This is a genomic window from Burkholderia sp. AU45274, from assembly GCF_030482505.1.
Lineage (GTDB): Bacteria > Pseudomonadota > Gammaproteobacteria > Burkholderiales > Burkholderiaceae > Burkholderia.
In genome coordinates this window covers 516,947-539,196 of the sequence record NZ_JAUJQE010000001.1, presented here as the reverse complement: position 1 = coordinate 539,196, position 22,250 = coordinate 516,947, and the positions used below count along the sequence as shown (strand labels likewise).

Annotated in this window: 19 protein-coding genes and 1 riboswitch; of the genes, 3 read left to right on the top strand and 16 right to left on the bottom strand. The window is 68.0% G+C overall.

The features are described from left to right. Positions 1 to 5: 5 nt before the first annotated feature. From QZM35_RS02500 to QZM35_RS02445, 12 genes are all read right to left on the bottom strand, one after another. Complete coding sequence (locus QZM35_RS02500; RefSeq protein WP_089428067.1) at positions 6 to 584, bottom strand: hypothetical protein; 579 nt, start codon at positions 582 to 584, stop codon at positions 6 to 8. Between the two features lie 88 nt (positions 585 to 672). After that, positions 673 to 1,914 carry a voltage-gated chloride channel family protein gene (locus QZM35_RS02495; protein WP_301775345.1) on the bottom strand — a complete coding sequence of 414 codons (1,242 nt, stop codon included), beginning with the start codon at positions 1,912 to 1,914 and terminating at the stop codon, positions 673 to 675. A 79-nt stretch (positions 1,915 to 1,993) separates the two neighbouring features. Next, positions 1,994 to 2,100, bottom strand: a riboswitch (Fluoride riboswitch). 71 nt (positions 2,101 to 2,171) lie between these two features. Continuing rightward, the gene (locus QZM35_RS02490) at positions 2,172 to 3,191 is read right to left on the bottom strand and encodes a chemotaxis response regulator protein-glutamate methylesterase (RefSeq protein ID WP_089432332.1); all 1,020 of its coding nucleotides are present in this window, start codon (positions 3,189 to 3,191) and stop codon (positions 2,172 to 2,174) included. Continuing rightward, entirely contained in the window at positions 3,188 to 5,500 is a 2,313-nt protein-coding gene (locus tag QZM35_RS02485) for a hybrid sensor histidine kinase/response regulator (RefSeq protein WP_089428070.1), read from the bottom strand. Before QZM35_RS02485 ends, QZM35_RS02490 begins: the two co-directional genes overlap by 4 nt. Then, positions 5,497 to 6,204 (bottom strand): chemotaxis protein CheW, encoded by a 708-nt coding sequence (locus tag QZM35_RS02480; RefSeq protein ID WP_089428071.1) that lies wholly within the window; start codon positions 6,202 to 6,204, stop codon positions 5,497 to 5,499. The genes QZM35_RS02485 and QZM35_RS02480 overlap by 4 nt, the downstream gene beginning before the upstream one ends. Before the next feature lie 45 nt (positions 6,205 to 6,249). Then, the gene (locus QZM35_RS02475) at positions 6,250 to 7,659 is read right to left on the bottom strand and encodes a CheR family methyltransferase (protein ID WP_089428072.1); all 1,410 of its coding nucleotides are present in this window, start codon (positions 7,657 to 7,659) and stop codon (positions 6,250 to 6,252) included. Further along, the gene (locus QZM35_RS02470) at positions 7,656 to 8,168 is read right to left on the bottom strand and encodes a chemotaxis protein CheW (RefSeq protein ID WP_089428073.1); all 513 of its coding nucleotides are present in this window, start codon (positions 8,166 to 8,168) and stop codon (positions 7,656 to 7,658) included. Before QZM35_RS02470 ends, QZM35_RS02475 begins: the two co-directional genes overlap by 4 nt. Then, positions 8,165 to 9,841 carry a methyl-accepting chemotaxis protein gene (locus QZM35_RS02465; protein ID WP_089432329.1) on the bottom strand — a complete coding sequence of 559 codons (1,677 nt, stop codon included), beginning with the start codon at positions 9,839 to 9,841 and terminating at the stop codon, positions 8,165 to 8,167. The genes QZM35_RS02470 and QZM35_RS02465 overlap by 4 nt, the downstream gene beginning before the upstream one ends. Before the next feature lie 124 nt (positions 9,842 to 9,965). Then, complete coding sequence (locus QZM35_RS02460; protein WP_089428075.1) at positions 9,966 to 11,099, bottom strand: hybrid sensor histidine kinase/response regulator; 1,134 nt, start codon at positions 11,097 to 11,099, stop codon at positions 9,966 to 9,968. Between the two features lie 481 nt (positions 11,100 to 11,580). Beyond that, a complete protein-coding gene (locus tag QZM35_RS02455) occupies positions 11,581 to 13,164 on the bottom strand; it encodes a Na+/H+ antiporter (RefSeq protein WP_089428076.1) in 1,584 nt (527 codons plus the stop codon). Positions 13,165 to 13,406: 242 nt separating this feature from the next. After that, positions 13,407 to 14,840 (bottom strand): aldehyde dehydrogenase family protein, encoded by a 1,434-nt coding sequence (locus QZM35_RS02450; RefSeq protein ID WP_089432328.1) that lies wholly within the window; start codon positions 14,838 to 14,840, stop codon positions 13,407 to 13,409. Between the two features lie 29 nt (positions 14,841 to 14,869). Further along, the gene (locus tag QZM35_RS02445) at positions 14,870 to 16,510 is read right to left on the bottom strand and encodes an acetolactate synthase large subunit (RefSeq protein WP_301775344.1); all 1,641 of its coding nucleotides are present in this window, start codon (positions 16,508 to 16,510) and stop codon (positions 14,870 to 14,872) included. 92 nt (positions 16,511 to 16,602) lie between these two features. Between QZM35_RS02445 and QZM35_RS02440 the strand changes: the two genes are divergently transcribed. From QZM35_RS02440 to QZM35_RS02430, 3 genes are all read left to right on the top strand, one after another. After that, positions 16,603 to 17,655 carry an RNA-guided endonuclease TnpB family protein gene (locus QZM35_RS02440; protein ID WP_089432327.1) on the top strand — a complete coding sequence of 351 codons (1,053 nt, stop codon included), beginning with the start codon at positions 16,603 to 16,605 and terminating at the stop codon, positions 17,653 to 17,655. A gap of 394 nt (positions 17,656 to 18,049) precedes the next feature. Beyond that, on the top strand, positions 18,050 to 18,388 hold the full coding sequence (locus tag QZM35_RS02435; RefSeq protein ID WP_301775343.1) for a type II toxin-antitoxin system RelE/ParE family toxin: 339 nt from the start codon (positions 18,050 to 18,052) through the stop codon (positions 18,386 to 18,388). Positions 18,389 to 18,391: 3 nt separating this feature from the next. Further along, positions 18,392 to 18,691 (top strand): addiction module antidote protein, encoded by a 300-nt coding sequence (locus tag QZM35_RS02430; RefSeq protein WP_089432325.1) that lies wholly within the window; start codon positions 18,392 to 18,394, stop codon positions 18,689 to 18,691. 48 nt (positions 18,692 to 18,739) lie between these two features. On the opposite strand, the gene QZM35_RS02425 is transcribed toward QZM35_RS02430, so the two are convergent. The 4 genes from QZM35_RS02425 to andAd all read right to left on the bottom strand — a co-directional run bounded on the left by QZM35_RS02425 (position 18,740) and on the right by andAd (position 22,239). Then, positions 18,740 to 20,026 carry a DUF445 domain-containing protein gene (locus tag QZM35_RS02425; RefSeq protein ID WP_089428081.1) on the bottom strand — a complete coding sequence of 429 codons (1,287 nt, stop codon included), beginning with the start codon at positions 20,024 to 20,026 and terminating at the stop codon, positions 18,740 to 18,742. 170 nt (positions 20,027 to 20,196) lie between these two features. After that, positions 20,197 to 21,417 carry an anthranilate 1,2-dioxygenase system ferredoxin--NAD(+) reductase gene (andAa, locus tag QZM35_RS02420; protein ID WP_089432324.1) on the bottom strand — a complete coding sequence of 407 codons (1,221 nt, stop codon included), beginning with the start codon at positions 21,415 to 21,417 and terminating at the stop codon, positions 20,197 to 20,199. Next, positions 21,407 to 21,733 (bottom strand): anthranilate 1,2-dioxygenase ferredoxin subunit AndAb, encoded by a 327-nt coding sequence (andAb, locus tag QZM35_RS02415; RefSeq protein WP_006479527.1) that lies wholly within the window; start codon positions 21,731 to 21,733, stop codon positions 21,407 to 21,409. The genes andAa and andAb overlap by 11 nt, the downstream gene beginning before the upstream one ends. 20 nt (positions 21,734 to 21,753) lie before the next feature. Next, positions 21,754 to 22,239 carry an anthranilate 1,2-dioxygenase small subunit AndAd gene (gene andAd, locus QZM35_RS02410; RefSeq protein ID WP_059521536.1) on the bottom strand — a complete coding sequence of 162 codons (486 nt, stop codon included), beginning with the start codon at positions 22,237 to 22,239 and terminating at the stop codon, positions 21,754 to 21,756. Positions 22,240 to 22,250: the final 11 nt, after the last annotated feature.

The following is a 22,250-nucleotide window of genomic DNA, read 5'->3' as shown; positions in this document are numbered from 1 at the left end:
GGAAGCTAGGTGATCCGCTGGATCACCGAGTACCGGCTGCCGTCGGAAAACACCTCGATCCACGGCTCCGATTCCTCGAACGTCCAGAGGACGAGATCGAGGTCGACCAGTTCGTCGTCGTCGGGCCAGGGCATGTTCCACCCGCCCGCGACGGCGACCACCCCGCCCGTGTACAGCGGGCATTGCGCCATCCACTCACGCTCGTAGTCGTGCGCCGCGATGCCCTTGAAGTTGCTGTTGAATCCCCATTCGCGTTGCCAGCCGTGTGCGCCGAGATAGGTGTCGATCGCGGCAGAGCCAAAGCGGAACACCGCTTCGATCGGCGGGAGCGATATCGCGTCGGAGCGGCACAGCGAGCGTTCGGACCGAACGGGTTGCGCGGCGGTTTCCACGCGGCCTGATGCGCCGTCCGCGTCGAGATACACGTTCAGCCATGTGCCGTCGCGCTCGACGGAAACGCACAACGCGCCCGCCTCGACGCCATGCCAGTAGCCGGTGACGGGTTCGCCGTCTTCCGCGAAGCGGTATTGACGGGACGGTCTGGCGAGGCGCCGCGCTTCGATCAGAAGGTCTTCCAGCGTCATTGGGTGCTCCCTGGTGGGTTTTCGGAATTCGGTCAATGGCATCGGTGCACGATTGACGGAAATGAGCAGAGGTCATGCTTTCTCCCGCTCACTCAACCTCCACCTGCGCGCCCTTCCCTACCGCCACCCGCTGCGCGCGATAGATTCCCGCGTGCCCCGAGAACAGATACGCGACGACACACGCGACAATCGCGTACACGCCGATATCCGCGCCGAACAGTTCGATCGCCATGATCGTCGACGCGATCGGCGTATTGGCCGCGCCGGCGAACACCGCGACGAAGCCGAGCCCCGCGAGCACGGGCACCGGCAATGCCAGCACCTGGCCGAGCGCGTTGCCGAGCGTCGCGCCGATGTAGAACAGCGGCGTCACTTCGCCGCCCTTGAACCCCGACGCGAGCGTGACGACGGTGAACGCGAACTTGCCCGCGAAATCGTAGAGCGGCAGCGGGCCATGAAACGCGGCCTCGATCGTCGGGATGCCGAGACCGAGATACTGCGGCACGTTCAGCGCGGTGGCGGCCGTGGCGACCAGCAGGCCGCCGAGCACTGGCTGCAGCGGCGCATAGCGGACGGCTCGCCTGAACCACGCGGTCAACGCATGCGTCGCAAACGCGAACAACCGCCCGACCACGCCGAACGCGATGCCCGCGACGACCGTCACCGCCAGCCCCGTCGCCGACACGGCCGGCACGAACGGAATCGCATAGGCCGTGTGATGCACGCCCCACGCGCGACAGACGACGTCCGCGACGATCGCGGAGGCCACGCAGGTCAGCAGCGCGTCGTACCGCACGCGCCCGATCGCGAGCACCTCGAGCCCGAACACGGCGCCCGCGAGCGGCGTGCCGAACACCGAGGCGAAACCGGCCGCGATGCCGCCCATCAGCAGCACGCGGCGATGTTCGCGATCGAGACAGAACACCTGCGTGACGCGATCGGCGAGTGCGCCGCCCATCTGCACGGCCGTACCCTCGCGCCCAGCCGAGCCGCCGAACAGGTGCGTGACGACGGTCGCGACGAGCACGAGCGGCGCCATCCGCTTCGGCACCAGCGCCTTCGGGTCGTGAATCTCGTCGATCAGCAGGTTGTTGCCGCGCGCGACGGACTGGCCGAAGCGATGGTAGATCCAGCCGGTCGCGAAACCGGCGGCCGGCAGCCCCCACAGCAGCCACGGATGCGCGATGCGCGTGCCGGTCGCCCAGTCGAGCGCGATCAGGAACAGGGCGGAAGCCGTGCCGGCCAGCGTGCCGAGCAGGGCCGAGAGCGCGAGCCAGCGGCACACATAGCGCACGGTCGCGAGAAGATCGGCAGAAGTCGTGAAGAACATGATTTCCAGATTCGACGGAACATCAAAACCTGGGCGGCAGAAACCCGCATGGACGGCCTGCGACCTCCTGACGACCCAGGAACACGCAGGCATCATCAGCCGGGCGAACCGGCGGTTGAGGGCCGCACCGTGCGCAACAACGCGCCGAATACGACCGCAGGGAGGCATGCCATCTCCGCTGGCCGCCATTGTACGCGACGCCTCGCGCCGCCCGCAACGTGGCCACGGCACGGCACCGCGCGCACCCCTCGGCGCCGTCAGTCGCGCAGCGGGCGCGCGATGCGCGAGATCAGTTGGGGCGCGATCCGCTCGAGCGGCAGGATCGCCGACGCCGCGCCGATCGCCGCGGCCGCCTTCGGCATCCCGTAGACGGCGCTGGTCGCCTCGTCCTGCGCGATCGTGTAGCAGCCCTTCGCACGCATCGCCTTCAGGCCGAGCGCGCCGTCGCGCCCCATGCCCGTCAGCAGCACGCCGAACGCCTCGCCCTGCCAGCCGTCGGCGACGCTGTTGAAGAACACGTCGATCGACGGCCGGTACGGCGTCTCGACCGGATGCCGCGTATAGCCGAGCACGCCGCGCGGCGACAGGGTCAGGTGATCGTTGGTCGCCGCGAGCAGCACCTCGCCGGCCTGCGGCACGCTGCCCTGCCGCGCGACGCGCACCGGCAGTCGCGTATAGCCGTCGAGCCACTCGGCCATCCCGAGCGCGAATGCCTGGTCGACGTGCTGGACGATCACGATCGCCGCCGGAAAATCACCCGGCAGCGCCCGCAGCAGCGCGGTCAGCGCGGTCGGGCCGCCCGCCGACGCGCCGATCGCGACGAGCGTCGGCTGCCCGCGCTCGGGCGCCGGCCCCGGCGGCACGAGCGCCGCGGTGCGGCTTTCGAGCAGCCGGCCGATCTGGTCGATCTTCGCGAGCAGCGCCTGCGGCGACGCGTCCGTCGACAGCCCGAGCGCGAGCGTCGGCGTGTCGACCGCATCGAGCGCACCGGCACCCATCGCCTCGTACACCGACGACGTGTTCGCGCTGACGCTCGCCGTCACGATCAGGATCGCGCACGGCGCACGCGCCATGATCCGGCGCGTCGCGGCGACGCCGTCGACCTTCGGCATCACGAGATCCATCAGCACCACGTCGGGCGGATGCGCAACGCAGAAATCGACCGCCTCGTCGCCGTCGGTCGCGACCCACAGCACGCGGTGGTCCGCGCGCAGCGCGATCACGCGGCGCAGCGCCTCCACGGCCAGCGGCAGGTCGTTGACGATGCCGATGTTCATCGGCGCGCATCCCCGATCAGGTCGTGCACGGCATCGAGCAGTGCTTCGTCGTGGAAGCTGCTCTTCGCGAGGTAGTAGTCGGCGCCCGCATCGAGCCCGCGACGGCGATCCTCGTCGCGATCCTTGTACGACACGATCATCACCGGCACGCGCTTGAGCATCGGATCGCCCTTGATCAGCGTGACGAGCTCGATGCCGTCCATGCGCGGCATGTCGACGTCCGTGACGACGAGATCGAACCCGTCGCTGCGCACCGCGTTCCAGCCTTCCATCCCGTCGACCGCGACCGTCACGTCGTAGCCGCGCTTTTCGAGCAGCTTGCGTTCGAGCTCGCGCACCGTCAGCGAATCGTCGACGACGAGCACACGGCGGCGCCGGTCGGCGAGCGCGAGTTGCGGATCACGCGTGAGCCGCGCGAGCTGCCCGCCGCGCACGAGCTTGTCGACCGAGCGGATCAGGTCCTCGACGTCGACGATCAGCACCGGGTCGCCGTTCTCGAGCAGCGCGCCGGCCGCGATGTTCTGGATCTTGTGCAGGCGACTGTCGAGCGGCTGCACGACGAGCATCCGCTCGCCGAGGAAGCGGTCGACCGCGACGCCGTACAACTCGGGCTCCGCGCCGACGACCACGACCGCCGTGCTCGTGCGCGCGACGTCGGGCTCGCCCGCATCGAGCAACTGGTGCGCGGCGACGAGGCCCGCGCGCCGGCCGTCGAACGGAAAATGCGGCTGCCCTTCGAGCACGTCGATATCGTCGTGCGCGAGTTCGAGCGTGCGGCGCACGTGCGCGAGCGGAAACGCATACGGCTCGCCGCCCACTTCGACGAGCAGGCTGCGGATCACCGACAGCGTGAGCGGCAACTGCAGCACGAAGCGCATGCCCGCGCCCGGTTCGTTGAAGATCCGCACCGCGCCGCGCACGCCGCGCACCATCTCCTGCACCGCGTCGAGCCCGACGCCGCGGCCCGACACGTCGGTCACCGCATCGCGCATCGAGAAGCCCGGCAGCAGCAGGAATTCGAGCAGTTCCGGATCGGACAGGCGCGCGGCCGTCTCGTCGTCGGTCAGGCGCTGGCGCACGACGGCCGCGCGCAGCGCGTCCATGTCGACACCGGGCCCGTCGTCGATCACGCTGACCAGCAGCGAGCCGGCGCTGTGGCGCGCCTCCAGCGTCACGCTCGCCTCGGCCGGCTTGCCGCGCGCACGCCGTGCGTCCGGCGAATCGACACCGTGGTCGATCGCGTTGCGCAGCAGGTGGCCGAGCGGCGCGTCGAGCAGGTCGAGGATGTCGCGGTCGACCTGCGTGCCCTCGCCGACGATCGAGAAACGCACCTGCTTGCCGAGCGAGCGCGCGAGATCGCGGACGATGCGCGGGTACGCGCGCGTCGCATCGCCGAACGGCCGCATCCGGCACTGCAGCGCTTCGTCGTACAGTTGCTCGGCAATATGCGTGCTGCGCCGCTCGAAGCGGTCGAATTCGTCCATGCGCTCGGCGAGCGAACGCTGCAGGTCGTTGAGCATGTGCCGCACTTCGTTCATCGACGCGAGCATGCCCGCGTCGAGATCGTCGGCGAATTGTTCGTACATCAAATCCAGCGACCGGGCCGCGTCGCGCTGGGCGCGCTTCACGCGCAGCATCGATTCGGCGAACGGCTTGAGCCAGCGCGATTCGACCAGCGATTCGCCGGACAGGCTCAGCAGCCGGTTCAGCGTATCCGCACGCACGCGGCGCATCGCGCCGGCGCCGGCCACGCGGCCGGCCTGGGCCGGATCGGGCACGCCGCCCGATACGGCGAGCGGGGGCACCGCGGCGCTGGCCCCGACGGGTTCGTTCGCGGCGCCGTCGTGCTCCCGAAACGGGACGATCGACGGCGGCACCGGCGGCGGCGGGGCCGCGGCCGCCGCCTGCATCGTCTGCGCGCCGTCGGCGCCGGTCAGCGCCGCCGCGAACACGTCGATCTCCGTCTGCGTGACGGGCTGCCCCTGCGGATCGCCGACGCGCACCAGCAGATCGACGCCCGCCAGCAGCACGTCGACGTGCGTGGCCGTCAGCGCGATCGTGCCGGCCTGCGCGGCGACGAAGCACTCTTCCATCCGCCCCGCGATATCGACGCCGAGCGGCACGCCGACGATGCGCGCGGCGCCCTTCAGCGAATGCGCGGCGCGCATGCATGCCTCGAGCGCGACGGAATCGGGTTCGCCCGATTCGAGTGCGAGCAGCCGCTCGGACAGCGCCTGGGTCTGCGTGCGCGTCTCCTCGCGATACAGCTCGAGCAGCGACAGGTGGCTCAGGTCGTCATCGCCGCTCATCGCATGCTCCGTGTGACTGCGTCGAACAGGCGATCGTCGTCGAGCAAGCCCACCGACTTGCCGCGCCACGACAGCACGCCGCGCGACAGGCCGGCGCTCGCGCGCCCGACCGTTGCCGGCACGGGCACCCAGTCGGCGGCGCCGAAGCGCAGCACACCCTCGACTTCGTCGACCGGAAACACGACCGGCTCGCCCTGGTGCGCCGCCACCAGCAGCCGCGTGAAGCGGCCGTCGTCACCGCCGTTGCCGCCCTTGCCGGCATCGAGGCCGAGCAGCGCGCCGATCGAGATCGCGATGCGCAGCGTGCCGCGGATGTTGACCACGCCGCGCACGGCCGAATGGCGGCGATGCGGCAGCGAATGAATCGGGCGCGTGCCGGCGATCTCGCGCAGCACGCCGATCGGCAGCGCGAGCCATTCGTCGGCCACGCGGAACGCCAGCGCCGCGTGGTGCGTATCGGCATCGGCGTCGTGCATGTGCGGCGCGCCGGGTGCGCTCATCCGGCGCGTGGTGTCGGCCATCTCGGCACTGTCGAGCGGGCGCTCGAGCAGCTTCGCCGCGTGATACGCGTACACCGGGCAGTTCAGGCAGCGCAGGCAGTCGTTCAGCCGCTCGCACGAGCGGTCGCCGCGCGTGCCGATCCGGTTCCAGCAATCGTCGACGTCGATCGTCGTCTCGTCAATGGCAGCGGCGGCGCGGTTCATGGATTCCTCTGGTCATCGCGGTGTCGGTCCCCAACCCATCTCTTGTCAGCCGGCCGAGCGCCGTGCGCGCTCGAGCAGCCATTGCGCGCCCGCACGATCGCCGCCGACGTCGAGCAGCGTCGCGAGATGGGTCAGCGCCTCGTGGTGCGTGGGCCGCAGGTACAGCGCCTTCCGGTAGAAGTCGCCGGCTTCCGCGGCGCGACCGCGCGCGTCCGCGATCAGCCCGTTCAGGTAGAACGCATCGGCATGCGGCCCGACGCGCGCCGAGAATTGCGCGAGCACGCGCTCGGCCTCGTCGAACGCGCCGGCATTCGCCAGCGCCTGCGCGTCTTCCAGCGTCGGCGCGGCGCGCTCCGCAACCGGGGCGAGCGACGCGGCCGGTTCGGCCGCCGTCACCGGCTGGTCGCCCCGTGCGTCGAACGCGGCCGCGTGCATGGCGGGCGGCGGCGCCGCGAACGGCTGACGCGTGTCGCCGAGCCACGCCGGCGGCGCGACCGCCAGCACCGAGCGCGTCGCCGCGAGCGGCGCGACCGTGAAGCGCTCCGCGCGCCGATACGGCGCGGCCGCTGCCAGCGGCGCCGCCGGCCGGGCCGCGAATACATCGCCCGCCGCCGCGGCGGGCTCGCGATGAAACGCGAACGCCAGCGGCACGCGCGCCGAGCGCATCCCGTGCCGCATCGCGACGCCCGTTTCCGCCGGCCCGACGAACAGCATGCCGTCGTCGGCCAGACGCGCGTCGAGCGAGCGGATCACGCGATCCTGCGCGTCGCGATCGAAGTAGATCAGCACGTTGCGGCAGAACACGAAATCGTAGCGAATGCCGGTATCCACGGCCGGTTCGACGAGGTTCGACTGACTGAACTGCACGCACGCGCGCACGCGCTCGTCGAGCAGCCAGCCGTCGCGGGTCGGCGTGAAATGCCGCGCGCGAAACTCCGTCGCGGTGCCGCGGAACGCATTGCGCCCGTAGCAGCCGAGCCGCGCCTGCTCGATCGCGCGCGTGCTGAGGTCGATCGCGTCGATCGTGAAGCTGGCCGGGTCGAGCCCCGCGTCGAGCAGCGCCATCGCCGCCGAATACGGCTCCTCGCCCGTCGAGCACGGCGCGCTCAGCACGCGGATCACCCGGCCGGGCAGCGCGGCGAGCCGCTCCGTCGCGAGCCGCGCGAGCGTCGCGAAGGCCTCCCGGTCGCGGAAGAACCAGGTTTCGGGCACGACGAACAGCTCGATCAGCGCACGCCGCTCGTCGGCCGATGCGTTGAGCTGCTGCCAGTAGGCGTCGAGCGCGTCCTGCGTGACGGGCGGCCGCGCCGCCGACGGCAGGCGCTCGCCGTCCGCCTGCAGCGCGTGCACGCGTTCCGTCAGCGCGCGGATCAGGAAATCGTTGCCGAGCGAATCGGGGTCGATGCCGGTCTCGCGCAGCAGCCAGCCGCGAAATCGCGATTCGGACTCTTTCATGCGGACTCTCCCCCGTGGCCCGGCAGGCCATCGAACAGATACAGGCGCGCGACGTCGTCGACCAGGTCGGATACCGATACCTGCTGCACGACACCATCGGGCGTATTCGCGACGGGCCCGAGCCAGCGCGTGCGTGCGGTCGAGATGCCGCTCGAGCGGAACGCCGCGCGGTCGATCCGCGTCGTCTGCGTCGCACGCTCGACGATCAGCCCGATCGTGCGCTCGCCGCCCGCTTCGTCCGCGCGGTAGCGGACCATCACGAGCCGCGTCGAGCGCAGCGCATGGGCGCGGCGCCCGAGCGCCAGCATCGGCACGTCGATCACCGGCACCGGCTGGCCGCCGCGCATCAGCAGCCCGGCGATCCATTCGGGTGCGCCGGGCACGGCCTTCGTGACCGCGAGCGGCAGCACCTCGTCGATGCCGGCTGCGTCGAGCGCATAGCGCCCGCCATCGAGCTCGAACATCAGGAACAGCGCGTGGGCGCCGTTCTGCGGGTCGGCGCGCGTCACGCGTCGACCTTGAAGCGCGACACGCTGGTGCGCAACTGGTTCGCGACGAGCGTCAGGTCGTCGATCGCCTGCGACGACTGGCGCAGCGACTCGGCCGTCTGCTGCGCGGCCTCCGACAGCTGCGACAGCGCCTGCGTGATCTGCTCGGCGCCGTTCGCCTGCGTCTGCATCCCTTCGTTGACCATCTGGAAGCGCGGCGCGAGCGTCTGCACCTCGGCGATGATCTGCGACAGTTGCCCGCCGACCTGCTGCACGTCGAGCATCCCGCGGCGCACTTCCTCGGAGAACTTGTCCATCCCCATCACGCCCGCCGACACCGCCGACTGGATTTCCTTGACCGTCTGCTCGATGTCGTAGGTCGCCACCGCCGTCTGGTCGGCGAGGCGGCGGATCTCGGTCGCGACGACCGCGAAGCCGCGGCCGTATTCGCCGGCCTTCTCGGCCTCGATCGCCGCGTTCAGCGACAGCAGGTTGGTCTGGTCGGCCACCTTGGTGATCGTCGCGACCACCTGGTTGATGTTCAGCGCCTTCTCGTTGAGGATCGCGAGCTTCGCATTCACCGAACCGGCCGCGTCCATCACGCTGCGCATCGTCTCGCCCATCCGCGTGAGCCCGCTCTGGCTCACGCCCGCGAGCGTCGCCGACTGCTCGGCCACGCCGGCCACCTCGTTCATCGTGCGCAGCAGGTCGCGCGACGTCGCGAAGATCTCGCGCGAGGTCGCGCCGATCTCGGTCGTCGTGGCCGCGGTTTCGTTCGCGGTCGCCTGCTGCTCGCGCGACGTCGCCGCGATCTCGGCCACCGACGTCGTCACCTGCAGCGACGATTGCTGCGCGCGGGCGACGAGCTCGGTCAGCTCGTCGGCCATCCGGTTGAAGCCCGTCTCCAGCGTGCCGAATTCGTCGCGGCGGCGCAGGTCGAGGCGGCGCGTCAGGTTGCCGGTGCGCATCACGTCGTGCACCTCGACGAGCCGCGCCATCGGGACGGTGACCGACCGGTACAGGAGGTAGCCGAGTCCGAGCGCGGACAGCAGCATGATCGTCAGCGCGCCGACGAGCACGACTTCCGTGTCCTGCACGGATTCGCGGATCAGCTTCGCGGACTGCTCGGCGAACTTGCGGTTTTCCTGCACCAGCACGTTCGCGTTGCGCACGACCTCGGTCCACGCGGGCAGCACTTTCGCGTACGCGGCGACGGCCTCCTCGCGGGACACGCGGCTCTTCTGCACGGCGTCGTTCAGCAGCGGCACGTAGTGGTCGAACGCGCCGCGGAACGCCGCGAAGCGCTGCCGGTCGTCGTCGCGGAACGTCGTACTCTGATAGTCGACCGACAACGCCTCGACTTCCTTCAGCGCATCGGCGATCTTCGCGAGATCGCGATGCACGCTGTCGGGATCGGTTTCGACGAACGTCGCCTGCTGCAGCAGCATGAACGATTCGTTGACCGAACCGCGCAGCGACGACGCAAGGTAGACGCCCGGCAGCGAGTCGCGCTCGATGCTGACGGCTTCGCTGTTGATCGCGCGCAGTCGCTCGTAAGAGACGCCGGCTGTCACCAGCATCAGCACGAACAGCACGCCGAAGCTGAGCAGGATGCGATTGCCGAGCGTCAGCCGGGCAGCGCCGATCGTCGGATGCAGGCTTTCATTGGTCGCGCGGGGCGTCACGGTGGCCATGTTCGTTATGGGCTTTATAAAATCTGCGTTGAAAAAATCCACGCCCGCCGGCGCGCCGGACGGCGCGCCACGAGCGCATCAGGGTCTCTCGGGCAGCGCGGCGCCGGCAGGCCGCGCCGCGACATCACCGCTCCGCTTGCGCCGGCAGCCGAAGCGCGACCATGAAGCCGCGCGCCGTATTGCGCATCAGGATCTGGCCGCGATGCCGCGCCGCCGTCGCGCGGACGAACGCGAGCCCGAGGCCGAAGCCGCCGCGCGCCGCGCCATGCGCGGATTCGAGCTGCACGAACGACTCGGTCGCGGCCGTGCGCTGCGCCGGCGCGATTCCCGCGCCGGTGTCCTCGACACCGATCAGCCAGGCGCCGTCCTCGCTGCCCAGCGTGCAGTGCACGTCCGTGCCGGCCGGGCCGTACTTCAGCCCGTTGTCGATCAGGTTCGCGACCGCGCGCGTCAGCATCATGCGGTCGCCCATCGTCACGCATTCGGTATCGGGCACGTGCGCGGCGACCCGGCTGCCGAGCCCGGCCGCCTTCTCCCACAGCTGGTCGACGGCGTCGAGCACGATCTCGTTGAGACTCACGACCTCGTGCGCGCGGCGCTCGGACTGCGCGCGGGTCAGGTGGATGAAGCCGTCGGCCAGCGCGAGCGCGCGCCGCGCATGGCCGGCAATGCGCTCCATGATCGCCGGCATCTCGCCGTGCTCGGTCCGGTAGACGTCGAGCAGCGCGAGGATCGACGTCTGCGGCGAACGCATGTCGTGCGACAGGAAATCGAGCGCCTCGTCGCGCTGCCGGGACATCAGGTAAGAATTCGAGTGATAGCGGATGCGGGCAGCCAGCTCCATCGCGTCGGGGAGCTTCACCAGATAGTCGTTCGCGCCGGCGATGAACGCCTCGCGCTTGACGATCGGCTCCTCCTTCGCGGACAGCACGATGATCGGCACGCGAGCGGTGCCGGCGTCCGCGCGCCACGCGCGGACCAGATCGAGGCCGTCGATCTCCGGCATCACGAGATCCTGCAGGATGACCGTCGGCTTCACGTCGCGCGCGACCGCCATCGCCCGGTGCGCGTCGGTGCACACGTGCAGGTCGATGTCATGTTCGCTGCGCAGCGCGCGGCGGATCACCTCGCCGACGAACGGTTGATCGTCGACGAGAAGGACCGATAACCCCGATTCAAGACAATCCGAGGCATTATCACCGCTCGATTCTTTCATAAATACAGTTTCAAACGCCGATTCTCCAATCGATTCTTTCATAGGAGTTGTTTATCAGACTTGGACGCTATCTTATTTCAGCGGTTGAAAACCCCGCCTGATTCCGCCGAATTGGCCTGTCGGCACCGCCTTGCAGGGTTTCGGACGCCGATTTCTCCCCGTTGGCGGCCGTATTACCTCCGCATCCTTTCTCTCAATAAACATAACCGGCTGATTCTAAATGAAATTAGAACACAGCATCTATCTCAATCCGGTTTAGTTTTGCCAAATATGCACAAAGAGACGGAAACAGTTAAATCGGATCATTTCCGGATTCGAAAGACGATAACGTTTGCGAGACCCGCGCGATAAGGCTTGCATGCGCTGCAAGGCTGGCTGCCGTCGCATTTGAGGGCCGGATGAATATCCACCCCATCGGCGGGCACGCGAAAGAAAAAAAGCGCGCCGGGCAACGATCGGCCGGGCGCGCTTCGGGCCGGCTGACGCCGGCCGCTCGATGGCGATGTGACGGAGGTGTGCGGCCTTACCCGCGCGCGTGCTGCGCGGACACTTCCTGCAGGTCGAGGTCGCGTTCGAGCGCGTGCAGCATCTCGTCGTGGATGCGCCCCGAACGGTGCAGGCGCAACAGTTCCGCGCGCCCGGCCCGGATCGCGGCCAGCACGACGTCGTAGTGCGCGGCACGCACTTCAGCCGGATACGTCGGCTCGTTCTTCGCCCTTTCCGTCAATTCCGCACGATACGTGTACTGCTCGAGCAGGCGCGGATGGATCACGACCCCGTTCTCGTCGCGCACGAGCGGCTGGATCGCCGCAAGCTGCGCCGCCTCGACGTATGCCCACGTCTGCGGCTCGGTCAGGTGGTGCGACGCGCGTTCTTCGCGCTGCGGCAGGCGCAGCAGCCGGATCAGCGGCCCGATCGTCGTGCCCTGCAGCAGCACGGTGACGAGGATCACCGCGAACGACGCGACCAGGATCACGTCGCGGCCGGGCATCGCCTCGGGCAGCGACAGCGCGATCGCCAGCGTGACGACGCCGCGCATCCCGGCCCAGCTCATGATCGTCGCGGCCTTCCAGTCGGGCGCTTCGCCGCGCCGCGCGATCCCGCGCACCGGCCACTTCAGCGCCTCGACCGCGTAGATCCACACGAAGCGCGACACGATCACCGCCGCCAGCACCGCGAGCATCGGCGGCACCATCGTGGCGAGCACCTGCTCGAAACCGCCGAGCCGGTGGATCGCGCCGCGCAGCGACAGCCCGATCAGCACGAACACCATCGCTTCGAGCAGGAACACGATGACCTGCCAGAACGCGGTGCCGCGCGTGCGCACCGCCGCCGAGAACACCTCGTGCTGATGCCAGCCGACGATCATGCCGGCCGTGACGGTGGCGATCACGCCGGACACTTCGACCATTTCCCCGGCGATATACGCGATCCAGCCGGCGATCACCGCGACGGTGATCACGAGATAGTCGTCGTCGAGCAGCTTCAGGAACCACACGACGAGCTTGCCGACCACGAAGCCGACCACCACGCCGCCGAGCCCGAGTTCCGCGAAACCCACGACCGCGTGGCCGAGGCTGAAGGTGCCTGACAGCGCCGCGACGACCGCGAAGCGGAACAGCACGAGGCCGGCCGCATCGTTCAGCAGGCTTTCGCCTTCGAGCAGCACCATCAGCCGGCGCGGCAGCGCGACGCGCTCGAGCACGGCCTTCGCCGCCACGGCGTCGGGCGGCGACACGATCGCGCCGAGCGCGAAGCACGCGGCCCACGGCAGCGACGGCGCCACCCAGTGCACGGCGAAGCCGACCGCGAACGTCGTGAACACGACCGCGCCGATCGCGAGCAGCAGGATGCCGCCGACGTTGCGCTTGAACTCCTCCCACACCGAGAAGTACGCGCCGTCCATCAGCAGCGGCGGCAGGAACACCAGCAACACCAGTTCCGGATCGAGATTGATCGGCGGCAGGCCGGGAATGAACGCGATGCCGATGCCGCCGATCAGCAGCGCGGCCGCGGGCGGCAACCGCAGCCGCTTGGCGATGCATTCGAGCGCGACGATCGCGAGAAATGACAACAAAACCAGCTTGAATGCCGAGACGGGGGACATGAATCGACCTCGTGAAGAATGAATTCGCGCGTTCCGGTGTCGTACCCCGGTCGGCAGTTTCGCGCGATTACATCACGAGGCGAGGCCGGCAGTCGAGCGCGTTCGAGCCGCCCGCCGTGCGAGTCAGTCACGGTGCGGGCCCGGCGCCGGCCCAAGGTGTGCGGCACCATGAAAAACGGCACGCGGGCCGGCCCGATCGCCCGCCCGCGTGCCGTCGCGGCACCGCGCCGCCTGCCCGCGCGTTACCGGCGCCGCACGACCATCAGCCGCGGCTCGGTCATGTCCTCGATCGCGTAGCGGATCCCTTCGCGGCCGAGGCCCGAATCCTTCACGCCGCCGTACGGCATGTTGTCGACGCGGAACGACGGCACGTCGTTGATCACGACGCCGCCGACCTCCAGCTCGTCCCACGCGCGCTGCGCATGCGCGAGCGAATCGGTGAACACGCCGGCCTGCAGCCCGAAGTCGCTGTCGTTCACGCGCGCGAGCGCCTCGTCGAAGCGGTCGAACTTCTCGAGGATCGCGACGGGGCCGAATGCCTCCTTCCGGTACAGGTCCTGTTCGCGCCCGACGTTTTCCAGCAGCGTCGCCTCGAACATCGCGCCATCGACCTTGCCGCCCGCGACGATCTTCGCGCCGGCCGCGACGGCCGCGTCCATCCAGCCCGACAGCCGGCGCGATTCGGATTCGGAGATCATCGGGCCGACGAACGTCGACGGATCCTTCGGGTCGCCCATCTTCAGCGAACGCGTCTTCGCGATCAGTTTCTCGCGCAGCGCGTCGTACAGGTCGGCATGCACGAGGATCCGCTGCACGCCGATGCAGCTCTGGCCCGACTGGTAATACGCGCCGAACGCAAGGCGCTCGACCACGTAGTCGAGCTGGTCGCGCTGATCCGCATCGACGATCGCGGCCGCGTTGCCGCCGAGTTCCAGCACGACTTTCTTCTTGCCGGCCTTCTCCTTCAACGCCCAGCCGACGGCCGGCGAACCCGTGAACGACAGCAGCTTGAACCGCTCGTCGGTCGTGAACAGGTCGGCACCGTCGCGATGCGCGGGCAGCACCGAGAATGCGCCCTTCGGCAAGTCGGTTTCCGCGAGCACTTCGCCGATGATCAGCGCGCCGATCGGCGTGCGGCTCGCCGGCTTGAGCACGAACGGACAGCCGGCCGCGAGCGCGGGTGCGACCTTGTGCGCGGCGAGATTCAGCGGGAAGTTGAACGGTGAGATGAACGAGCACGGGCCGATCGGCACGCGCTTCGTGTAGCCCGTATAGCCCTGCGCACGCGCGGAGATCTCGAGGTTGATGATTTCGCCGTCGATCCGCACCGATTCCTCGGACGCCACGCGGAACGTGTCGATCAGCCGCGTCACTTCGCCCTTCGAATCGTTGATCGGCTTGCCGGCCTCGATGCACAGCGCCTCGGCCAGCTCGTCGAAGCGCTCGCGAAAGCGCGCGACACAATGGTCGAGCACGGCCTGCCGCTTGTAGGCCGGCAACTCGCGCATCGGCTTCGCGGCATCGACCGCCGCGCCGATCGCCGCGTCGATGGCCTTCGCATCGGCCAGCGCGACGCGTGTCGCGACCTTGCCGCTGAACTTGTCCGTCACCTCCAGATCGGTGTTCGCGTAGACGGCTTCGTTGGCGAGGTAGTACGGATAGGTTTCCTTCAACATGGAACGACTCCTTCCTGTGAACGTGGCATTCAGAGTTGCGCCGACAGGCGCTTGATCTCGCGGTTCAGCACGCGCTCGTTGTCCGAATAGTCGATCGGCACGTCGATCACGTGCACGCCCGGCGACGAGAAACACTCGCGCAGCAGCGGCTCGAGATCGTCGGCCGATTCGACACGATGCCCGTGCGCACCGTAGCTTTGCGCATACGCGACGAAATCGGGGTTCTGCAGCGTCATCGCGAAATCGGGGAAATTCATGTTCTCCTGCTTCCAGCGGATCATCCCGAACGCGTCGTCGCGCAGGATCATCACGACGAGGTCGAGCTTCAGCCGCACGGCCGTTTCGAGCTCCTGCGAATTCATCATGAAACCGCCGTCGCCGCACACGGCGATCACCTTGCGCTGCGGATGCACGATCTTCGTCGCGATCGCCGACGGCAGCCCGGCACCCATCGACGCGAGCGCGTTGTCGAGCAGCAGCGAATTCGGCTCGTGCGCGCGCCAGTAGCGCGCGAACCAGATCTTGTACATCCCGTTGTCGAGACAGACGATGCCGTCGACCGGCATCGCGTTGTACAGATCGTTGACGATCCGCACCGGGTACATCGGGAAGCGCGAGTCGTGCTGCCCCTTCTGCAGATGCGCGTCGAAATGCTCCTTGATCATCCGGAAGCGCTCGAAATCCCAGTGCGATTGCGGCGTCACCGCCTCCTTCATCTGCCACACCGCGTTCGCGATGTCGCCGACCACCTCGATCTGCGGGAAATAGACGGGGTCGACCTGCGCGCCGAGGAAGTTCACGTGGATCACGGTCTTGTCGTCGGTACGCATGAAGAACGGCGGCTTCTCGATCACGTCGTGGCCGACGTTGATGATGCAGTCCGCATGCTCGATCGCGCGGTGCACGAAATCGCCGTCGGACAGCGTCGCGTTGCCGAGCCACAGCGGGTGCGTCTCGTCGATCACGCCCTTGCCCATCTGCGTCGTGAAGAACGGGATGCCCGTCTTGTCGACGAATTCGAGCAGCATCTTGCAGGTGGTCTTGCGGTTGCCGCCCGCGCCGATCATCAGGAGCGGATGCCGCGCGGCCTGGATTGCGTCGACCGCATGCGCGACCGCCTTCTCCTCGGCCACCGGCCGCCGGCTGTAGCTGCGCGGGATCGGCTTGCCGTCGCCCTCCTCGTGCGCGATGTCTTCCGGCAGCTCGAGGTGCGCGGCGCCCGGGCGCTCTTCCTCCGCGCGGCGGAACGCCTCGCGTATGGCCGACGGGATGTTGCCGATCGACACGATCTGCCGCGTGAACTTCGTGAGCGGCTGCATCATGTCGACCACGTCGACGATCTGGAAGTGGCCCTGCTTGCTGGACTTGATCGGCTTCTGCCCGGTGATCATCAGCATCGGCATGCCGCCGAGCTGCGCATAGGCGGCGGCCGTCACGAAGTTCGTCGCGCCGGGCCCGAGCGTGGCGATACACACGCCGGTGCAGCCCGTCAGGCGGCCGTAGGTGGCGGCCATGAACCCGGCCGCCTGCTCGTGCCGGGTCAGCACGAGCTTGATCTTCGATCGCCGCAGCGATTCGAGCAGATCGAGGTTTTCCTCGCCGGGAATGCCGAACACGTACTCGACGCCTTCGGCTTCCAGCGCCTTCACGAACAGATCCGATGCTTTCATCAAAATTTGCTCCGAGAAACCCCGCCCTTGATGGCGGGAAGGACAGGCGTGCTGTTGACAGGCAGCTTCTTCGACGGGTTAGGATCACCGGCATGGTCCTTGTCTACCGCTACCGAGTGAAGTCGCTCAACGGACTGCTCAACAAGCAGAGCCGTGCGGTGAACTACGTCTGGAACTTCTGCAACGACACGCAGAAGCACGCGCTCAAGTGGAACAAGAGGTGGCCAACGGGTTTTGATTTGAATGTGCTGACCACGGGTAGCAGCAAGGCGCTCGGCATCCACTCCGGCACGGTCAACGCGACGTGCGAGCAATATGCGAAGTCGCGCAGTCAGCACCGTCGGCCTTACCTGCGTTATCGCGGCAAGAAATCGCTTGGCTGGGTGCCTCTGAAGGGCCGCGACCTGAAGCGTGAGGGTGACGCGTTTCGTTTCGCCGGCAACACCTTCCGCGTGTTCAACAGCCGGGCGCTTCCCGAAGGCAAGATCAAGGACGGAACCAACTTCGCGCAGGATGCACGCGGCAACTGGTTTCTCAACATCGTGATCGAGATGCCGGATGTTCAGGCCCGCCCGATCCGTTCCGGCGTCGGCATCGATCTCGGCCTGAAAGACTTCGCCACACTTTCGACCGGAGAAAAACTGCCGAATGACCGGTTCGGTCGACGCGCGGCGGAAAAGCTGGCGAAAGCGCAGCGGGCGCGAAAGCACAAGCGGCATATCGCGAAGCTGCACGCCAAGGTGGCGAATACCCGTGCCGACTTCCAGCACAAGCTGGCACTCGATCTGGTGCGGCGTTTCGATTACATCGCGGTCGGCAACGTGTCGGCTGTCAAACTCGCCAGAACCAGGATGGCGAAGAGCGTCTACGACGCGTCCTGGTCGTCCTTCCGAAACAAGCTCCGCTACAAAGCGATCGCGCACGGAGCCACGTTCGAGGAAGTCGACGAAAGCGGTTCCACCCAGTCCTGTTCGGCGTGCGGATCGAAAGACAGCACGACGCGGCCGAAAGGTATCGCGGGACTGCGAGTAAGAGAGTGGGCCTGCAGTGAATGTGGTGTCGAGCATGATCGTGATATCAACGCTGCGCTGAACATTCTCCGATGCGGACGTGCATCGCCAGGTGTGGGAATCCTCCGCCTTTAGGCGGACGAGGACGTCAAGGGGACTCTCGGTTATGCCGCCTGCCCGGCCTACGGACACGCGGCGTACAGGACGCGCGCCGGCCTACGGCACGCGGACGCCTTACCTACTGGACACAGACCACGGCACTGCTCGCCGCGCAACACGCGATGCTCGATGCGTGATGCGCGGCGGCGCCTCCGGATGCCGGAGGACGAACGGACCCGCCCGCGCGCGGCGAGCGCGCACGGGCGGCAAAGACGTTTTTGATTGTAGACGGATTCGCGGAATTCCGGCTTCGACCGGATGGCCGGCCCCGGCCTCGCGACAGGATCGGCCTGACGGCCAATTCGACCTCGAACGACGCGCGCGGCACTACCGTAGGCGCAACCGATTCCATTCATCGAGCATGTGAACCATGGTTGACATCCTGCAATCCGTGCCCTACAGTGCGCCTACGTACAGCATCCGGACCACCGACGTCTTCGATGCCTGGTTTGCCTGCCTGCCCGATCGCCTCGCCAGGCGCCGCATTCAGGCGCGCATCGACCGCTTGTCGATGGGCAATCCGGGCGACGGGAAATCCGCCGGCTCCCCCGTCGTCGAAATGCGTATCGACCACGGCCCCGGCTATCGCATCTATTACGCAAGGCGCGGAACGATATGGGTGATCCTGCTCTGCGGCGGCGATAAATCGACGCAACGGGTCGACATACGCGCCGCGCACGCAATGCTCGCGCACCTCGACATGGAGTGATCGATGAACAAGATCAACACGCGGCCGTGGGATTCGGCCGAACACCTGAAAACCGAAGACGACATGGCCGAGTACTTCGACGCGTGCCTGCAGGAAGCCGGCGACGATTCCGCCTTCATCGCGCATGCCCTCGGCGTGATCGCCCGCGCACGCGGCATGTCGCAGGTCGCGCGCGATGCAGGCCTGTCGCGCGAAGGGTTGTACAAGGCGCTGTCGCACGACGGCAACCCGAGCTTCGGCACGATCCTGAAAGTCATCAAGGCGCTCGGCCTGCAATTGCACGGCGCCAAGGCGGTCGCGTAACCCGGCGGCGCACCGCATCGCGCCACGGGCGCAACGCGCGTGCCCGCGTCAGTGCAGCCAGCCGGCCGCCCAGCGCGGCACCAGCGACACCAGATACAACCCGAGCCCGATCAGCCCGCCGACCAGCGTGCCGTTGATGCGGATGTATTGCAGATCCTTGCCGATGTTCAGCTCGATCTGCCGCGACATCTCGCGCGCATCCCAGTTGCGTACCGTGTCGCGGATGTGGCGCATCAGGAAATCCGCGAAATCCGGCGCCATCTCGTGCACGGCCTTCTCGACGTGCTCGTTCAGCGACGCACGCAATGCCGGGCTCTCCGCGAGCCGCGCACCGAGCCAGCCGCCGAGCATCGCGGCCTGCCGGTGCAGCGCCGAATCGGGGCGCGCGAGATCGGCCTTCAGCCACGCGCGCAACTGGTCCCACAGGTCACGCACATAGTCGTTGAACGCGGCGCCGTCGCGGATATAGCGCCTGATCTCCTCGCCCTTCTCGATGAACGCGGGATCGTGCTTCAACCGCTCGGCCAAGCGCACGACCGTCCGGTCGAAACGTTGCCGCAGCTCGTGCTCGGGATCGGCCGCCACGCCTTCCAGCACGCGGCTCACCGCGCTCGCGAGCATCCGCGCGCCGTTCTCGCCGAACCACTGCGTCGGCATGATCTTCTCGACCTTCGGGTACTGCGTCTTCAGCCATTCGACGATGAAACCCGCGATCACCTCGCGGTTCTCCTCCTTGTCGAGCACGTCGACCACCTGTTCGATCGCGTCGTCGAGCAGCGCCTGGTGGCGGCCGTCCTTCGTCAGCGTGTCGAGGATCGCGCCGGCCGATTGCGACAGGTCGATCCGGTCGATCACCGCGCGAAACGCGTCGTGCACGAACGACTGGATCCGCGCGTCGTCGGTCATGTCGAGCGCGAAACTCATCAGCTTCGTCACATAGCCGCCGAGCGCCTCGGTGTTCGCCGGCTCGCCGAGCCACGCGCCGAGTTTCTGCGCGGGATCGTGCTGGCGGATCTGCGCGGCGAGTGCGTCGGGGCCGAGGAATTTTTCGCGCACGAACACCGCGAGGTTGTCGGCGATCTTGTCCTTGTTCTTCGGAATGATCTCGGTGTGGCGCGACACGAACGGGATCGGCACGCGCCGAAACAGCGCGACGACCGCGAACCAGTCGGCGAGCGCGCCGACCATCGCGGCTTCGGCCACGGCCTTGACGCCGTCGACCCACGGGCCGCGCGGCAGCAGGATCGTCGTGACGAACACCGCGACGGCGGCCAGCAGCAGCCACAGCGCGCGGCGCTTGCTGCGTTTCAGTTCGAGGGCTTTGTCTGGCGTCATGGGCAACGGGTCGGGCGAACGATGCCGCTAATATGCACCGGTTGCGGGGCTGCCGACAAACATTGCGGCACGCGTCGAGCGTATCGGACGCCGCCGGATCGGACCGGCGGATTGCACATGGCGCCGGCCGGCATCGTCACCGCACGCCGGCCCGGACGACCGAGCGCCCGCTACATGAACGTCTTCAGGTTCACCGCCGGATCCGCAAGCTTCACCGGGTCCGGCACCGCCCCCGCCGCGATCAACCGGCGCGATGCGCCGATGTCGCGCCCCAGGTTCGCCGCGGCCACCGCGACGATCCTGCCGTCATCCCCCAGGCCGAACACCGTGAACGGCCCGCTCGCCGGATCGCCGCGCACGACGATCGTGCGCTCGCTGCCGAACAGCCCGAGCATCTGCAGGTTGCAGTCGTACTGATCGGACCACAGCCACGGCAGCTCGGCATAGGTCTCGTCGGCACCGAGCAGGTTCGCGGCCGCAACCGCCGGCTGGTTCTCGGCCACCTGCCACGATTCGATCCGCACGTGACGCCCGAGCAGCGGATTGAAGTGCATCGTCACCTCGCCCGCCGCGAAGATCGCGGGATCGACCGTGCGGCAGCCCGCGTCGACGCGAATCCCGTTGTCGACCTCGAGCCCGGCCGCCTGCGCGACCTCGACATTCGGCACCACACCGATGCCGACCACGACGAGGTCGGCCGGCACGTCGCCGTGATCGGTCTCGACGATCGCGCCGCCGCCCGGCGCGCGACGGATCGCGCGCGGCAGCGTCGCCATCTGGAAGACCACGCCGCGCGCATCGTGCAACCGATGCGCATACGCGCCGACCACTTCCGGCAACGCGCGCTGCAGCAGGCGCGGCGCCGGATCGATCACCGTCACGTCACACCCGAGCTGGCGCGCCGCCGCCGCGACCTCCAGCCCGATGAACCCGCCGCCGAGCACCGCCACGCGGCGGCCCGGCGCAAGCTGCGCGCGCAACGCACGTGCATCGTCGACCGTGCGGACGTAGTGCGGCGTGACGCCTGCGTCGATCTCACCACCGAACATGCGCACCCGCGAACCCGTCGCGAGCACGAGCCGCGCATAAGCCAGCGTCGTGCCATCGTCGAGCCGCACGCGCTGCGCATCGCGTTCGATCGCATCGACGCGCGTACCGAGCCGCAGCTCGATGCGCTGCGCGTCGTACCACGCGGCGGCGCGCACGAACGCACGCTGCTCGCCGCCGTCCGTCAACAGCGCATCCTTCGACAGCGCAGGCCGGTCGTACGGCAGCTCGCGCTCCGCGCCGATCATCACGATGCGCGCCGCCGCGTCGCGCTCGCGCAGCGCTTCGGCCGTGCGCCGCGCGGCATGCCCGGCGCCGACGATCACGAACGGGTCAGCCGACATTGACTTCCACCTGCCCGTCGACGATCCGGATCGGATAGGTCCGCACCGGTTCGGTGATCGGCGCGCATTTCGGCGCGCCGGTGCGGATGTCGATCAGCCCCTGGTGCAGCGGGCATTCGACGCAGCCGTCCTCCACATAGCCTTCGGACAGCCGCGCATGGCCGTGCGTGCAGAGGTCGTGCATCGCGAACAGTTCGTCGCCGATCCGGAACACGGCGATCGGCTTCTGGCCGGCGACGCGCGCCGCCGGTTCGTCTTCGGAGAATTCGTCGAAAGCGCCGAGCGGATGCCACTCGGCGAGCGTTGCTTCGGTCATGTCTGTTCCTTGCTTCCGTATCAGATCGGGGTGGCGAGCAGCGTCTGCACGCGCGACGTGTCGTAGATCACCCGCTTGGTCTTGTAGCGCAGCCCGTCCGGCGTGCGCACGACCGTGTCGTAGTACTTGCCGGCCTGGTACACGTTCGACTCGCCGTTGCTGCGCGTCTGCACGACGACGTAGTTGCTCTCGGTGTCGATCTCGCCGTCACGTTCTGCAACAATCGTCAGGCCCGACGTCATGTGCCGGTACGTATGCTCTTCGTAGATGTTCGCGTGCCGCAGCGACACCACGCGGTCGCGCAGCATGCGCTGGTTCGTGCAGTGGACGATCCCGACCGGCAGCCCGAGGTCGGCGTTCTCCTTCGGCACGATTTCGTACGTGCAGTCCTCGGTAAACATCGTCGGCCATGCTTCGAGCCGGTTGTTGTCGAGGTGCCCGATATAGCGGTTCTGGAGCATGTAAATCTCGAACCACGTCTTCATGTCTTCCGTCAGGTTTTCCATCGTTCCGCGCT

Bases quoted from the DNA above. Each gene is read 5' to 3' on its own strand.
- QZM35_RS02500 (WP_089428067.1), bottom strand. From the start codon at position 584: ATGACGCTGGAAGACCTTCTGATCGAAGCGCGGCGCCTCGCCAGACCG.
- QZM35_RS02450 (WP_089432328.1), bottom strand. From the start codon at position 14,840: ATGTTGAAGGAAACCTATCCGTACTACCTCGCCAACGAAGCCGTCTAC.
- QZM35_RS02445 (WP_301775344.1), bottom strand. From the start codon at position 16,510: ATGAAAGCATCGGATCTGTTCGTGAAGGCGCTGGAAGCCGAAGGCGTC.
- QZM35_RS02435 (WP_301775343.1), top strand. From the start codon at position 18,050: ATGGTTGACATCCTGCAATCCGTGCCCTACAGTGCGCCTACGTACAGC.
- QZM35_RS02455 (WP_089428076.1), bottom strand. From the start codon at position 13,164: ATGTCCCCCGTCTCGGCATTCAAGCTGGTTTTGTTGTCATTTCTCGCG.
- andAb (WP_006479527.1), bottom strand. From the start codon at position 21,733: ATGACCGAAGCAACGCTCGCCGAGTGGCATCCGCTCGGCGCTTTCGAC.
- QZM35_RS02475 (WP_089428072.1), bottom strand. From the start codon at position 7,659: ATGAAAGAGTCCGAATCGCGATTTCGCGGCTGGCTGCTGCGCGAGACC.
- andAa (WP_089432324.1), bottom strand. From the start codon at position 21,417: ATGTCGGCTGACCCGTTCGTGATCGTCGGCGCCGGGCATGCCGCGCGG.
- QZM35_RS02485 (WP_089428070.1), bottom strand. From the start codon at position 5,500: ATGAGCGGCGATGACGACCTGAGCCACCTGTCGCTGCTCGAGCTGTAT.
- QZM35_RS02495 (WP_301775345.1), bottom strand. From the start codon at position 1,914: ATGTTCTTCACGACTTCTGCCGATCTTCTCGCGACCGTGCGCTATGTG.
- andAd (WP_059521536.1), bottom strand. From the start codon at position 22,239: ATGGAAAACCTGACGGAAGACATGAAGACGTGGTTCGAGATTTACATG.
- QZM35_RS02440 (WP_089432327.1), top strand. From the start codon at position 16,603: ATGGTCCTTGTCTACCGCTACCGAGTGAAGTCGCTCAACGGACTGCTC.
- QZM35_RS02460 (WP_089428075.1), bottom strand. From the start codon at position 11,099: ATGAAAGAATCGATTGGAGAATCGGCGTTTGAAACTGTATTTATGAAA.
- QZM35_RS02490 (WP_089432332.1), bottom strand. From the start codon at position 3,191: ATGAACATCGGCATCGTCAACGACCTGCCGCTGGCCGTGGAGGCGCTG.
- QZM35_RS02430 (WP_089432325.1), top strand. From the start codon at position 18,392: ATGAACAAGATCAACACGCGGCCGTGGGATTCGGCCGAACACCTGAAA.
- QZM35_RS02425 (WP_089428081.1), bottom strand. From the start codon at position 20,026: ATGACGCCAGACAAAGCCCTCGAACTGAAACGCAGCAAGCGCCGCGCG.
- QZM35_RS02480 (WP_089428071.1), bottom strand. From the start codon at position 6,204: ATGAACCGCGCCGCCGCTGCCATTGACGAGACGACGATCGACGTCGAC.
- QZM35_RS02465 (WP_089432329.1), bottom strand. From the start codon at position 9,841: ATGGCCACCGTGACGCCCCGCGCGACCAATGAAAGCCTGCATCCGACG.